Here is a 13,171-nt window from a genome sequence, read left to right on the forward strand (position 1 = left end):
ATCGAAAATCCAACGTTCGATTTTCGAGTACTTCGCGTGCTGGTAGTCGGTTGCGCGGCTCGGAGGCGGTGGGTAGGGTCGGCGCCTGACCGTAACGGGGTCGTGTTCGGGGGTCGGACCTCTCTGGGGAGTGGAATGGGTCAAGCGCAAGCGAAGCGTGATTGGAACCGGGGGGCGCCGTGGAGGGGTGCAGTGCTCGGAACGCTGGTGGAGCGACAGAGCTACCCGTACGAGATCGCCAACCGGCTGAAGCACCTGCTCGGTCCGGACGCGGGGCTGGAGCCGCCTGATCTCTACCCGATCGTCGCGCGGCTGGAGAGAGACGGACTGATCGAGGTCGTCGAGCGGGTGCGCGAGCCGGGACAGCGGCAGGCGCGCATCGTCTACCGGGCGACGCCGGCGGGCGCGCGCGCGTTCGACGACTGGATCCGCACGGGGTCGCGGCCTTCTCCGCGGCGGGGGGAGCTGCTGACGAAGCTCGCGGTCGCGCGGCCCGGCGACATCCCGGCGCTGTTGGAGCAGCTCGCGGAGGCCGAGGAGCATCTGCTCGCGCTGCTCGAGAGCGCCGACGACCTCGAGCTGGCCTTTCCGGACGGGTCGTGGCAGCAGCTGATAGTCGACGCCCAGCGCGATCACGCGCTGGCGCACTGGCAGGCGGAGCTGCGCGCGATCGGCAGCATCCGTCGACGGCTGGAGACGTTCGAGGGCCGGGAGCGCGCCCGGTCGCGATGAACGCGCTGCTGTCGCTGGAGGGCGTCACCGTCCGCTACGCGCCGGAGCTGCGCAATGCGCTCACCGTGCTGTCGTCGGTCGACCTTCAGATCGGCCCGCGCGAGACGGTCGGCGTGCTGGGACTCGAGCGCAGCGGCAAGTCGACGTTGCTGCGCGTTCTGGCAGGCGCGCTGCCACCCGACGCGGGCGTCGTCAGGTGCGAGGGTCGCGACCTCTACGCGGTTCCCGAGCGTGAGCGGGCCGAGCTGGTGCGGTCGACGATCGGCTTCGCGGATCCGGCTTCGCTCGCGGCGTCGGGGCGCTACGAGCGGGTCGTCGACCTGGTCGCGCTCGGTTTGCTCAGCGGCGGCCGGAGCATGCGCGAGGCCGAGATCGCCGCGCGGCGTGCGCTGTCGGCCGCCGGGGCGTCGAGCTGCGCGGAGCACCACCCGGTCGAGCTGACGCGTGCCGAGCGGGTCCGCGTCGCGGTCGCCCGGGCGTTGGCGCGCCAGCCGCGGGTGCTGCTCGTCGACGAGCCGGCCGCGCTGCCGCAGCCCGAGGAGGTCGATGCGATCACCCGTCTGCTGCGCAGACTGGCGAGAGAGCGGCAGATCGCGCTCGTCGTCGCCTCCCAGGATCCCGCCGTCGTGCGCGGCGCCGATCGGGTGGTGCACGTGACCGACGGCGCGTTGAGGACCACGACCCGCCCAGGCGTCGTCGTGCAGCTGCGGCCCGCCAGCGGCGCGTGACCGCCGCCGCGGCCCCGGTCGGCTCCGCGGGACTGGAGCTGCGAGACGTCGTCAAGCACTACCGCGCCGGAACCGAGCTGGTGCGTGCCGTCGACGGCGTCTCGCTCGCGCTCGCGCCCGGCGAGGTCGTCGCGCTCTACGGACCGAGCGGCGCCGGGAAGACGACGCTGCTGCAGCTCGCTGCCGGTCTGCTGGCTCCTGACGCCGGCGAGGTGCTGTTCGACGGTCGCCCGGTGCCGACGAGCGGCGAGCGGCACGATCGCCTCCGCCACGAGGTCAGCGTGATCCTGCAGGCCACGCACCTCGCGCCGCGCGAGAGCGCGCTGGACAACGCGTCCGTGCGGTTGCTCGCCACCGGGCGCAGCTTCCGGGAGGCGCGGCGGCTGGCGCGCCCGTGGCTGGAGCGCGTCGGGCTGGAGGAGCGTGCCGACCAGCCGGCAGGGCAGCTGTCGATGGGGGAGCGGCAGCGGGTCGCGATCGCGCGAGCGCTGGCGAGCGACCCGCGGCTGCTGCTCGCCGACGAGCCGACCGCGGCGCTCGACTCGGCGCGCAGCCGCGAGATCCTCCAGCTGCTGGTCGACGTCGGCCACCACCATCGCATCCCCGTGCTGCTGGTCACGCATGACCCCGCCGCGGTCGACGTCGTCGACCGCGCGCACACGCTGCGCGACGGTTCGCTGCTCGACGGCGTCGACGCGACGCTCCTGGGGCTCGCATGAGATCTCCGACGATCCTCGGCGTCCGGCCGACCGTGCTGCTCGGCCTCTATCGGTGGCGGGTGCGCGCGCATCCCGGCAAGGAGCTGCTCGCCGCGGCCGGGGTCGCGGTCGGCGTGGCGCTGATCTTCGGGGTGCTCGTCGCCAACACGAGCATGACCCGCTCGGCCGGCGATCTCGTGCGCAGCATCGTCGGCTCCGCGCAGCTGCAGCTCGCCGCCCGCTCGACCGACGGCATGCCCGCTGGCGTCGCCGACCAGGTCGCCGCGGTGCCGGGGGTGCGCAACGCCGTGCCGGTGCTGCGCGTGCAGGCGACGCTCGTCGGGCCCGGCGGCCGCCGGCCCGTGCAAGTGATGGGCGTGACGCCCGCGCTCGCCGAGCTCGACGGCACGCGCACCCAGGGGTGGGGCAGAGGCGGCCTGCCGCTCGCGCAGGGCTTGACGTTGCCGGCGACCGTCGGCCGTGCCGTCGGTGCCGAACCGGGCGAGCACGTCCGGCTGCTGATCGGCGGCGAGGAGCGCGCGGTCGTGGTCGGGACGCTGTTGGGCTCCGACACGATCGGCACGCTCGACGGGATGCCGATCGCGGTCGCTCCGCTCGCGCTGTTGCAGGTGCTGGCCGGCATGTCGGATCGGATCTCGCAGGTGCTCGTCCAGACCGACCCCGACCGGCTCGCCGAGGCCCGCCGCGGGCTCGAGCGGGTCGCCGGCGACCGGCTCGACGTGACCGCTGCCGATCACGAGCTGCGGCTGCTCGAGACGACCGCGCGACCGAACGACCTCTCGACCGGATTGTTCGCCGCGATCAGCGCGATGGTCGGCTTCCTGCTGGCGTTCAACGCGATCCTGCTGACCGTGCCCGAGCGGCGCCGGTGGATCGCCGAGCTGCGCATGCAGGGGTGGGCCGCGCGTCAGATCGTGCTCACGCTGCTGTTCGACGCGCTCGTGCTCGGCCTGCTCGCCTCCGGCCTCGGCGTCCTGCTCGGCATCGTGCTCTCCCGCACCCTGTTCGATGCGGTGCCGGCCTACCTCGCGTTCGCGTTCCCGCTCGGCACCCAGCAGATGCTGACCGCAGGGGCGGTGCTGGTCGCGATCGCCGGTGGCGTGCTCGCGACGGTGATCGCGTCGCTGCTCCCCACGCTCGACCTCCGCTCCCCGCGGCCCGACCTCGTGCTCGCCCAGCCCGGCGAGGCGGGTGAGGCGCTCCGGCCCGCCGTCACGAAGACGCTCGCGCTCGCCGGCTTGGCGACGATCGCGCTCGCCACGCTCCTCGCGATGCTCGCCCCGCCGCTGACCGTCGCCTCCGGCGTGCTGCTCGCGGCGGCGACGCTGCTGCTGATCCCAGCCGCCTTCGACATCTCGACCCGACTGCTGGCCCGCGCGCTCGCTGGAGTGCGCCGCTCGGTCCTGCCGCTCGCCGTCGTCGAGCTGCGGGCCGCGGCGACGCGATCGATCGCCGTCGCGTGCGTCGCAGCGCTCGCCGTCTACGGCTGCGTCGCGATCCAAGGCGCCCGCTCGGATCTGATCCGCGGACTCGATCGCAACTTCGGCGACTACCTCGAGACCGCCGATCTGTGGGTCACGACCGGCGGCGACGACCTCACGACCAACAGCTTCCGGCTGCCCGCCGGAGCCCTCGCGACGATCGAGCGGCTGCCGCAGGTGAGATCGGTGCGGCGCTACCAGGGCGGGCTGCTCGACGTCGAGGACCGGCGCCTGTGGGTGATCGCCCGGCCGGCCGAGGACCGCGCGATGGTCCCCGCCTCGCAGCTGCTCGCGGGCGACCTCACCGCCGCCACCGACCAGCTGCGTGCCGGCGGCGCGGTCGCGATCTCGCAGGCGATCGCCGACGACCGCCAGCTCGCGCTCGGCGACACCCTCGAGCTGCCCACCCCGGCCGGCATCGCCCACCTGCGGGTCGCGGCGGTCACGACCAACCTGGGCTGGCCACCCGGCGCCGTGATCCTCAACGCGACCGACTACCGGCATTGGTGGCGCAGCCACGCCCCGACGGCGCTGCAGATCGACCTCCAGCCCCGTGCCGACCGAGCGCTCGCGGCCCGTGCGGTCCACGCAGCGCTCGGCGACACCCCGGCGCTGCGGGTCCAGACCGCCGCCGAGCGCACCGCGCAGTACGCGTCGCTGTCGCGCCAGGGGCTGCGGAGCCTCCAGCAGATCGCGACGCTGCTGCTGATCGCCGCCGGGCTCGCGGTCGCGCTCGCGCTGGCCGCCGCCTTGAGCCAACGCCGACCGCGGCTCGCCTGGCTCAAGGTCGACGGCTTCAGCAGCGGCCAGCTGTGGCGGTCCGTGCTCGCCGAGAGCACGCTCGTGCTGCTGCTCGGCGGGGTCGCCGGCGGGCTCACCGGCCTCTACGGCCATCTGCTCGCGAGCCGTTGGCTCCAGATCGCGACCGGCTTCCCGGCGCCCTTCAGCCTCGGCGGGCTCGAAGTAGCCGCCACCGTCGGTCTGCTCGCCGCCATCGCGCTGACGACGATCGCGATTCCCGGCTGGCTCGCGGCGCGCGTCCCGCCCCGCGCCACCTTCCAGGGCTAGCGTGCACGGGCGCCATGCTGCGCCCATGCACACAGAAACGCAGCCCATCGCCGCCGCGGCGGCCTTCGCGCTCGCCGCTGCCCGCTATTGGAGCGCCGTCTGGCCGCTCGCTGCCTGCGAGATCCGCCGCTGCCACCAGCTCGCCGCCGCCATCCCCGACCCGCGGCTGCGCGCCGCCGCCCAGGAGAACCTCCGCGACGAGCGCGGCAACCTCGAGGGCGCGGCCGCGTACGCCGTGCTCGCGGGCCGCGGTCACCGCCGGCCGCTGCTCGAGGCGCTCGTCGGCTTCCAGGCGATCTACGACTACGTCGATACGCTCGTCGAGCACCCCGATCACGCCGAGCCCACGAGAGCCCGCCGCCTCCACCAGGCGCTCGCCGACGCGGTCAGCCCCGCCACGCCGCCGACGCGCGACTACTACGGCACCGTCCACGCCCCCGACGGCGGGTACCTGACCGCGCTCGTCAGCCGCTGCCGCAGCGCCGTCGCCCTGCTTCCCGGACACCGGGCCGCCGAGCCGGTCGCCGGCGAGCGCGTCGCGCGCATGATCGCCTACCAGGTCCACAACCACACCGAGCAGACCGACCGGACGGCGCTCGCCGCCTGGGGCGCCGCGATCGCACCGCCCGGCAGCGACCTGCGCTGGTGGGAGAGCGCCGCGGCCGCCGCCAGCAGCCTGGCGGTCTTCGCACTGCTCGCCCACGCCGCCCGCAAGGACCTGACCGGGGCGGCCGCCTCGGAGATCGCCGAGGCGTACGTCCCCGCCGGGGCGCTGCACGTCCTGCTCGACAGCCTCGCTGACCGCACCGCGGATGAGCGCACCGGCGATCACAGCCTCGTCAGCCACTACCGCGATCAAGCCGAGACGACCGCCCGCCTCACCGAGCTTGCGACGACTGCGCGCGAGCGCGCGCTCCAGCTCCCCGCCGGCGCCACGCACGCGACGATCATCGCCGCGATGGGCTGCTACTACCTCGCCGCCGTCGACGACGCGCCGCGGGCCGCTCCAGCGATCGCGGCCGCGCTCGGCCCTACGGCAAGGCCGTCGCTGCTGATCCTCCGCGTCCGACGCGCACTCGCCCACCGCTCCGCGCCCGCCCGCTGACCGCGGGCGTGCGCCGGCTCATGGACCCGCGCCTACCGCCGGCGCGCGGTGCTCGAGGTCGCCATCGCCCGCGCGAGCTGCTCGGCGTCGAGCGGGGGGACGGGCAGCGGGGTGACCTCGTCGCGGCGGGCGCGCAGGCCGTCGAGCACGATCGCGAGGAAGCGGCGCCACAGCTCGGGCTCGACCTCGCGCGCGAAATCGAGGACCGTGCCGAGCATCAGCTGGAGCACCGGCGCGTCGACGCCGCGGACGTCGTGGCGCAGCTGGCCGCTGGCGCGCGCCCGGTCGAACAGCGCGATCACGACCGGCGCCATGCGGTCGCGCGCGTGGTCGACGCGGCAGGGGTCGGGCGAGGCGGCGAACAGCAGCTCCTTGAGGCCCCTGTCGCTCGCCTGCTCGACCAGCGCCTGCTCGAGGAACCAGACGAGCCCCTCCCACGGGTCGTCGTGCGCGAGCCCCTGCTCGGCGATCGCCGCCAGCGCCTCCATCCGGTCGACGAAGAGGGCGTCGATCAGCTCCGCCTTGTCGGAGAAGCGGCGATAGACGGTGCCGACGCCGACGCCGGCGTGCTGGGCGATGTCGTCCATCGTCACGCCGAGGCCGCGCTCGGCGAAGACCGCGGCGGCCGCGTCGAGGATGCGGCGGCGGTTGCGCTCGGCGTCGCGCCGCAGCGGGCGCTCCGCCTCGGCCGCCCCGCCGGGGGCGGGGGTGCTCGGTTCGGCCCCGGTGCTCACCCGATCAAACCTACCAAAGCGGAGACATGGCCTCCGCTTCGTGCTACATTGCTGCGCCGAAGTCGAGACGGTCGCCCATTTCGATGACCGTCCACTTCTCCTCTCTCCTCTCCACCGGCACGCGGAAAGGCCCATGCCCTCCCCCTCCTCTCCTGTCTCAACCAATCCCCACCACGCGCGCCGCTGGTGGATCCTCGCGCTGATCGGCGTCGCGCAGCTGATGGTCGTGCTCGACGCGACGATCGTGAACATCGCGCTTCCGTCGGCCCAGAGAGCGCTCGAGTTCTCCGACGCGAACCGGCAGTGGATCGTCACCGCCTACGCGCTCGCGTTCGGCTCGCTGCTGTTGATCGGCGGCCGCATCGGCGACCTCTTCGGCCGCAAGCAGGTGTTCGTCGTCGGCCTGATCGGCTTCGCCGTCGCCTCGGCGATCGGCGGCGCGGCGGGCAGCTTCGGCCTGCTCGTCTTCGCCCGCGCGCTGCAGGGCGTCTTCGGCGCGCTGCTCGCGCCGGCCGCGCTGTCGCTGCTGACGACCACCTTCACCGACCCCGCCGAGCGCGGCAGAGCGTTCGGCATATTCGGCGCGATCGCCGGCTCCGGCGCCGCGATCGGCCTGCTGCTCGGCGGCATCCTGACCGAGTGGCTGTCGTGGCGCTGGTGCCTCTACGTCAACCTCCTCTTCGCGCTCCCGGCCGCCGCCGCGGCGCTGTCGCTGCTGCACGCCCAGCGCCACCCCGACAAGCCGCGCGTCGACGTGATCGGCACGCTCGTCTCCGCCGTCGGCCTGTTCGCGCTCGTCTACGGCTTCGCCGAGGCCGAGCAGGACGGCTGGGGCGCCGGCACGACGATCGCGTTCATCGCCGCCGGCGTCGTGCTGCTGATCGTCTTCGCCTTCCTGCAGACGTGCAGCCGCAGCCCGCTGCTGCCGCCGCGCGTCGTGCTCGACCGCGACCGCGGCGGGGCGTACCTGCTGCTCGGCGTGATGGGCGTCGGCATGTTCGGCGTCTTCCTCTTCCTCACGTACTACCTGCAGGCGACGCTCGGCTTCTCGCCGATCGAGAGCGGCCTCGCCTTCCTCCCCGTCAGCGCCGCGATCTCGATCGCGGCCGGCCTCGCGACCGCGAAGCTGATGGGCCGCTTCGGCCACAAGCCGCTGATGGTCATCGGCATGGTGCTGTCGGCGGTCGGGCTCGCGATGCTGGCGCAGGTCAGCGTCGACTCCAGCTACGCGACCGGCGTGCTGCCCGGCCTGCTCGTGCAGGGCGTCGGCTTCGGCCTCGTGATCGCGCCGGCGATGGCGATCGCCGTCATCGGCGTCGTCCCGCACGAGGCCGGCGTCGCCTCGGCGATGGCCAACACCGCCCAGCAGGTCGGCGGCTCGATCGGCATCGCGCTGCTGAGCACGCTCGCCGCCAGCGCGACGACCGGCTACGTCGAGGACAACGGCCCGCAGGCGATCGCCGAGGCCGCCGTCCACGGCTACACGACCGCGTTCTGGTGGTCGGCGGGGATCTTCGCCGTCGGCGCGGTGCTCGCCGCCCTGATGCTGAAGCCCGGCGTCAAGGAGGCCGACCCCGACGCCGCGCCCGCGATGGCGCACTGAGCGCGAGCCCGGCCGCCCGGCGACCTCTGTCGTCTGGCCGTCGCTCAGCGACGGCTGGATGACAGAGGTCCGCGCGCGGCCGGGGGCCGGCTGGGCTACGGCTCCTCGGCGAGGCGCTTGATCGCGGCGAGGCGGCGGTCCCATGCCGCGGCGACCTCGGACATCCGCCGCGCCGTCGCGTCGAGCCGCTCGGGCCGGACCCGGTAGCGGACCTCGCGGCCCCGCCGCTCGCGCGCGACGAGGCCGGCCCGGTCGAGCACCACGAGGTGCTTGACGACCGCCGGGCGGCTGACCGGCAGCCGCGCGGCGAGCGTCGTCGCCGTCCCCTCGCCCTGCTCGGCGAGCGTCCCGAGCAGCCGCCAGCGGGTCGGGTCGGCGAGCGCGGCGAAGACCGCCGGCGCGGGATCGCCCCCGCCCGCGTCCGGCGCGAGCGGCGCCGCGGGCGCGCTCATCGCGCCGCCGGCTGCCGCGCGTAGGCGACCAGCTCGTCGAGCTCCATGCGCCAGCCTTCGACGTTGCCGGCGTGGTGGCGGACGCGCTCCTCCTCGGGGATCGCGAGCGTCGCGAAGCCGCGCTCGACGACCTTCAGCAGCGTCTCGTCGCCGTCGGCGCGGAGCGAGAACTCGACGAGCGTCGAGTTGCCCTCCGTCGGCGCCCCTTCGCCGCCGGCCAGCATCCAGCGGTAGGAGAAGCGATGGGGCGGCTCGACCCGCTCGACGACGCACCGGGTCGTGCCGTGCTCGGCCCACGTCAGCGTCATCGCGCCGCCGGGGTGCAGGTCGATCTCGGCCCCGGCGTCGCCGAACCACCTGCCGACGTGCTCGGGCTCGGTGACGAGCGCCCACACGCGCTCGACCGGCGCGGCGATCCGCACCTCGCGTTCGATCTGATCGGCAGCCATCGGAGAACCTCCGTTCGGAGCGTGAAGTGAAACCACAGGGTTACAGATCGGCCGGACGTCGTGCAACCCTCCGGTTACTCCTCAGACTCCGGCGCCCGCGCCGCGGCGCGCGGGATCTCCCCGATGCGAGCCCGTCCGGCCCCTCCTAGCGTGCGGGGGATGCACCGTCTCAGGCTCGCCGTCGCCGCGCTCGCGGCGACCTCCCTCACGCTCCCCGCCGGCGCGCACGCCGCGACGACGATCGGCACCGACCCCGACGCCGTGCTCGCCTCGCAGCTGTTCGGCTGCGCACCCGACCCGAGCTGCACGCTCGCGCAGGAGCGGCTCTCCAACGCCGCCCAGCGCGTGCCCGCCGTCGCCGGCAGCGCGCGCGGCGTCGTCGTCGCCTGGCAGCTGCGCGGCCAGGGCGGCGAGGCGCGGCTGCGCCGCGTCGGCGGCGCAGCGACCGCGCCGGTCCAGCTGCCCGCCGCGGCGGGCACGGTGCAGGTGCCGGCCCAGCTGCCGGTCCAGGAGGGCGACCTGCTCGCGCTCGACCTGCTCGGCGGCGCGGTCGTCGCCGGCGAGCCGGCCCCCACCGACGGCGACCTCGTCGCGCGCTGGACGCCTGCGCTCGGCGACGGCGAGGCGCGCGCCGCGACCGCGACCAGCCAGGCGTGGCTGCTGTTCCAGGCCGTGATCGAGCCCGACCGCGACGGCGACGGTCTCGGCGACGAGTCGCAGGACGCATGCGTCCTCTGCGACGGCGGCGGCGGCGGTGGCGGCGGCGGTGGCGGCGGTGGCGGCGGCGGTGGGACCGGCGGTGGCGGTGGCGGTGGCGGCGGCACCAGTGGCGGCGGAACGGGCGAGGACCCGCCGGCCGACCGCTACGCGAGCGTCCGCAAGAGCGGCCCGCGCGTCGCGATCGCCGCGAAGGCGACCGCCACGCGCAAGGGCGTCGCCTCGATCACGCTCACCAACCCCTACGACTTCAAGCTGACCGGCAGGCTCGCCGCCAAGCACGGCCGGCGCGCCGCCGGCAGCGCCCGCGTCTCGCTCGCCGCGGGCGCGAAGCGGACCGTCGCGGTGCGGCTGTCGAAGGCCGCCGCGCGGACGCTGACGCGCAAGCGCGCGCTGAAGCTCGGGGTCGCGGTCACCGTCAGAGCGCCGGTCGGCAGAGCCCGCACGACCAGACGGACGGTCGCGGTCAAGCTCGCCGCCGCGAGGAGAGCGCCGAGAAGGACGCCCTCGAGAGGCGGCGGGAAGGGCGGCTCGTTCGACGGCACCTACCGCGGCTCCAACGGCTACACGCTCGTCGTCAGCGGCGGCCTCGTGACCAGCTTCAACGGCGACATCACGCTCTGGTGCACGAAGTCCAAGCGCCAGAAGAGAGTCGCCTTCTCGATGCTCGGCGACGACCCCGACCCGAAGGTCGAGGGCAACGGCAGCTTCGCCTGGGAGGCGACGAGAGGGTACGGGATGGTGAAGCTCAGATTCGACGGCCGCATCAGCGGCAGCACGGCGAAGGGCAGACTGATGGTCGAGGACACCTCGCCGCTGCTCGGCACCGGCCGCTTCGAGTTCGACTACTGCTTCGCCGGCGACGACTGGGAGCTGAAGCGCTAGCCGCGACCGGCCGTTCGCGCGGGCGCGCCGCCGTCGCGGCGCGCCCGCGCCGCCGCGGCCCGCGGCTGTTCACCGCGGTGAACGATTCGCGCGGGAAACCCTCACGACGCCGCTAGCCGGGCGCCGCCGACGCGGTCAAGATGCGACGCGTCAGATGCGGTGGCGGCGTCCGCGACTTCGCCGGCACCGCACTCGCTTCGGCCGACCCGATCACGGTCGCACCCCCGACCGCGACGCGGCGATCTCCCCCAATCGCCGCGTCCTGCTGATCTCGGCGAAACCGAAGCGGCAAGGCGCACGCTGCCGGTCCCGGCGAACCCCCAGAACGCCGGGACCGGCAGCTCGCCGTCTCCCTCCGCCGCGCCGCACCCGGTTGCGTCACCGTGAAATTCTCCGATACGGTGAACGCGGTCGTATACAAGGTCGCCGACTTACAGACATTGGGGGACGGGCTTGCGGGCTCAGCATGCGCGCGGAGGAAGACAAGGACTGTCGTCGCCGCCGCCGGTTCAACTGGCGGTGCTCGCGCTGCTGATCGAGCGGCCGACGTACGTCTACGAACTGAGCCAACGCTTCGACGACCGCTTCGGCGAGCTGCTGCCGGTCGCGACCGGCACCGTCTACAAGGCGGTCGACGGCCTGCTCAAGCGCGGACTGGTCGAGCGGATGGCGGTCGAGGGCGAGGAGGACCGCCGTCAGCCCAAGCCGCACTACCGCGCGACCGCCGACGGCGCGCGGACGCTGCGGCAGTCGCTCGCCGACGACATGCGCGGCGATCCCTTCCAGGCCGAGATGCTGCAGCGGCTGATGTCGGTCAGCGTCCAGGACGCGCGCGCGATGCTCGACCTCGTCGACCGCTACGAGCGCGTCTGCCTGGAGCAGCTCGGGATGCTGCCGCCCGTGCCGGTCGCCGTCGGCGAGACGCGCACGTCGTTCGCCGCGCTGCGCGGCGAGCTGGTCGCCGAGGAGCGTCGGCTGACGCTGGAGGCGCAGATGAAGTGGGTCGCCTACGCCCGCCGGCGCATCGGGGCGGTGAACGGCGGAACCGGGGAGATGTGATGACGCTGCTGGAGCTGCGCGACGTCACCAAGCGCTACGCGCTCGGCCGGCTCGAACGGGTCGCGCTGCGCGCGGTCTCACTCGACGTCCACCCCGGCGAGCTGGTCGCCGTCTGGGGGCTGCGCCGCTCCGGCCGCTCGACGCTCCTGCGGGTCGCCGCCGGGATCGAGCAGCCCGACGAGGGCGTCGTCCGCTTCGACGGCCGCGACCTCGGCGGGCGCGGCCCCGGTCCGCTCGGCAGCGCGCTCGGCTTCTGCTCGACGCGCTTCGACCAGGCGCACGGCACGACCGTGCTCGACCACGTCGCGATCGGCCGGATCGCGCGCGGCGCCGGCCGCAACGCCGCCCGCTCGGCGGCGAGCGGCGTGCTGGAGCGGGTCGGCGCCGGCCACTGCATGGGCTTCGACCCGCGCGAGCTGGAGCCGGCCGAGGCGATCCGCGCCGGGATCGCGCGGGCGCTCGTGACCGAGCCGCGCCTGCTCGTGCTCGACGAGCCGACCAGCGGCGTCGACCTGCTCGAGCGCGACGCGCTGCTCGAGCTGCTGCGCTCGCTCGCCGACGACGGGATCGCAGTGCTGGCGGCCGTCGGCGAGGCGGTCGGCGGCGCCGACCGGATGCTGGCGATCGGCGACGGGCAGCTGCGCGGGGAGACGGTGCCCGAGCATGCTCCCGTCGTGCCGCTGCGCCCGCGTCGCGCGGAGCCCTCGGCGTGACCGCCGCCCGCCTCGAGCTGCGCGACGCGGTCAAGCACTACCGGAGCGGAGACGAGGTCGTCCGCGCCGTCGACGGCGTCTCGATGACGGCCGACCCCGGCGAGATGGTCGCGCTGTACGGGCCGAGCGGATCGGGCAAGAGCACGCTGCTGCTGCTCGCGGCCGGGCTGCTGAGACCGGACGCCGGCACGATCCGCTTCGGCACGCGTGACGTGACGGCGATGAGCGACGCCGAGGCGGCCGACTACCAGCGGCGCGAGGTCGGCTTCGTGTCGCAGTCGTTCCACCTGCTGCCGGGCGTCCCCGCGGTCGAGAACGCGGCCGTCAAGCTGATCGCCGACCGCGTGCCGCTGCGCGCCGCCCGCAGAGCGGCGACCGAGTGGCTCGAGCGCGTCGGGCTCGGCGGGCGGCTCCACCACACGCCCGAGCAGCTCTCCGGCGGCGAGCGCCAGCGGGTCGCGATCGCGCGGGCGCTCGCGAACGGGCCGAGCCTGCTGCTGACCGACGAGCCGACCGGCAGCCTCGACTCCGCGCGCGGCGCCGAGGTGCTGGCGCTGCTGGCGCAGCTCGGGCACGAGCAGGGCGCCGCCGTGCTGATGGTCACCCACGACCCGCGCGCCGCCGACGTCGCCGACCGCGTGCTGACGCTGCGCGACGGCCGCGTCGTCACGGAGACGACCGCCCCGACGACCGCCGGCCCGCCCGCGCCGGCGCGCCGCTGAGCGA

At 74.7% G+C, this 13,171-nt stretch carries 13 protein-coding genes; 10 read left to right on the top strand and 3 right to left on the bottom strand.

The features are described 5' to 3' along the window. The first annotated feature begins 135 nt into the window (after positions 1 to 135). From BDZ31_RS01855 to BDZ31_RS01875, 5 genes are read left to right on the top strand one after another with little or no spacing between them, the layout of a single operon-like run. Positions 136 to 732 carry a PadR family transcriptional regulator gene (locus tag BDZ31_RS01855; RefSeq protein WP_246344379.1) on the top strand — a complete coding sequence of 199 codons (597 nt, stop codon included), beginning with the start codon at positions 136 to 138 and terminating at the stop codon, positions 730 to 732. Further along, complete coding sequence (locus BDZ31_RS01860; protein ID WP_183338427.1) at positions 729 to 1,460, top strand: ATP-binding cassette domain-containing protein; 732 nt, start codon at positions 729 to 731, stop codon at positions 1,458 to 1,460. Before BDZ31_RS01855 ends, BDZ31_RS01860 begins: the two co-directional genes overlap by 4 nt. After that, complete coding sequence (locus tag BDZ31_RS01865; protein ID WP_343075501.1) at positions 1,457 to 2,179, top strand: ABC transporter ATP-binding protein; 723 nt, start codon at positions 1,457 to 1,459, stop codon at positions 2,177 to 2,179. The genes BDZ31_RS01860 and BDZ31_RS01865 overlap by 4 nt, the downstream gene beginning before the upstream one ends. Then, positions 2,176 to 4,728 (top strand): ABC transporter permease, encoded by a 2,553-nt coding sequence (locus BDZ31_RS01870; RefSeq protein WP_183338429.1) that lies wholly within the window; start codon positions 2,176 to 2,178, stop codon positions 4,726 to 4,728. The genes BDZ31_RS01865 and BDZ31_RS01870 overlap by 4 nt, the downstream gene beginning before the upstream one ends. Before the next feature lie 25 nt (positions 4,729 to 4,753). Beyond that, positions 4,754 to 5,833 carry a DUF2600 family protein gene (locus tag BDZ31_RS01875; RefSeq protein WP_183338430.1) on the top strand — a complete coding sequence of 360 codons (1,080 nt, stop codon included), beginning with the start codon at positions 4,754 to 4,756 and terminating at the stop codon, positions 5,831 to 5,833. Positions 5,834 to 5,865: 32 nt separating this feature from the next. Here BDZ31_RS01875 and BDZ31_RS01880 read toward each other — a convergent pair whose 3' ends face one another. Further along, entirely contained in the window at positions 5,866 to 6,567 is a 702-nt protein-coding gene (locus BDZ31_RS01880) for a TetR/AcrR family transcriptional regulator (RefSeq protein WP_343075502.1), read from the bottom strand. Positions 6,568 to 6,700: 133 nt separating this feature from the next. Between BDZ31_RS01880 and BDZ31_RS01885 the strand changes: the two genes are divergently transcribed. Continuing rightward, positions 6,701 to 8,170 carry an MFS transporter gene (locus BDZ31_RS01885; protein ID WP_183338432.1) on the top strand — a complete coding sequence of 490 codons (1,470 nt, stop codon included), beginning with the start codon at positions 6,701 to 6,703 and terminating at the stop codon, positions 8,168 to 8,170. Positions 8,171 to 8,265: 95 nt separating this feature from the next. Here the strand turns inward: BDZ31_RS01885 and BDZ31_RS01890 are convergent, their stop codons facing one another. Then, positions 8,266 to 8,622, bottom strand: coding sequence for an ArsR/SmtB family transcription factor (locus BDZ31_RS01890; protein WP_183338433.1), 357 nt, complete (start codon positions 8,620 to 8,622; stop codon positions 8,266 to 8,268). Beyond that, a complete protein-coding gene (locus BDZ31_RS01895; RefSeq protein ID WP_183338434.1) occupies positions 8,619 to 9,071 on the bottom strand; it encodes an SRPBCC family protein in 453 nt (150 codons plus the stop codon). The genes BDZ31_RS01890 and BDZ31_RS01895 overlap by 4 nt, the downstream gene beginning before the upstream one ends. Before the next feature lie 159 nt (positions 9,072 to 9,230). Between BDZ31_RS01895 and BDZ31_RS01900 the strand changes: the two genes are divergently transcribed. The 4 genes from BDZ31_RS01900 to BDZ31_RS01915 all read left to right on the top strand — a co-directional run bounded on the left by BDZ31_RS01900 (position 9,231) and on the right by BDZ31_RS01915 (position 13,167). Next, the gene (locus BDZ31_RS01900) at positions 9,231 to 10,673 is read left to right on the top strand and encodes a hypothetical protein (RefSeq protein WP_183338435.1); all 1,443 of its coding nucleotides are present in this window, start codon (positions 9,231 to 9,233) and stop codon (positions 10,671 to 10,673) included. A gap of 519 nt (positions 10,674 to 11,192) precedes the next feature. Beyond that, positions 11,193 to 11,732, top strand: coding sequence for a helix-turn-helix transcriptional regulator (locus BDZ31_RS01905; protein ID WP_183338437.1), 540 nt, complete (start codon positions 11,193 to 11,195; stop codon positions 11,730 to 11,732). Next, entirely contained in the window at positions 11,732 to 12,445 is a 714-nt protein-coding gene (locus tag BDZ31_RS01910; RefSeq protein ID WP_183338439.1) for an ATP-binding cassette domain-containing protein, read from the top strand. Before BDZ31_RS01905 ends, BDZ31_RS01910 begins: the two co-directional genes overlap by 1 nt. Continuing rightward, a complete protein-coding gene (locus tag BDZ31_RS01915) occupies positions 12,442 to 13,167 on the top strand; it encodes an ABC transporter ATP-binding protein (protein WP_343075503.1) in 726 nt (241 codons plus the stop codon). The genes BDZ31_RS01910 and BDZ31_RS01915 overlap by 4 nt, the downstream gene beginning before the upstream one ends. Positions 13,168 to 13,171 lie beyond the last annotated feature (4 nt).

Source organism: Conexibacter arvalis, from assembly GCF_014199525.1.
Lineage (GTDB): Bacteria > Actinomycetota > Thermoleophilia > Solirubrobacterales > Solirubrobacteraceae > Conexibacter > Conexibacter arvalis.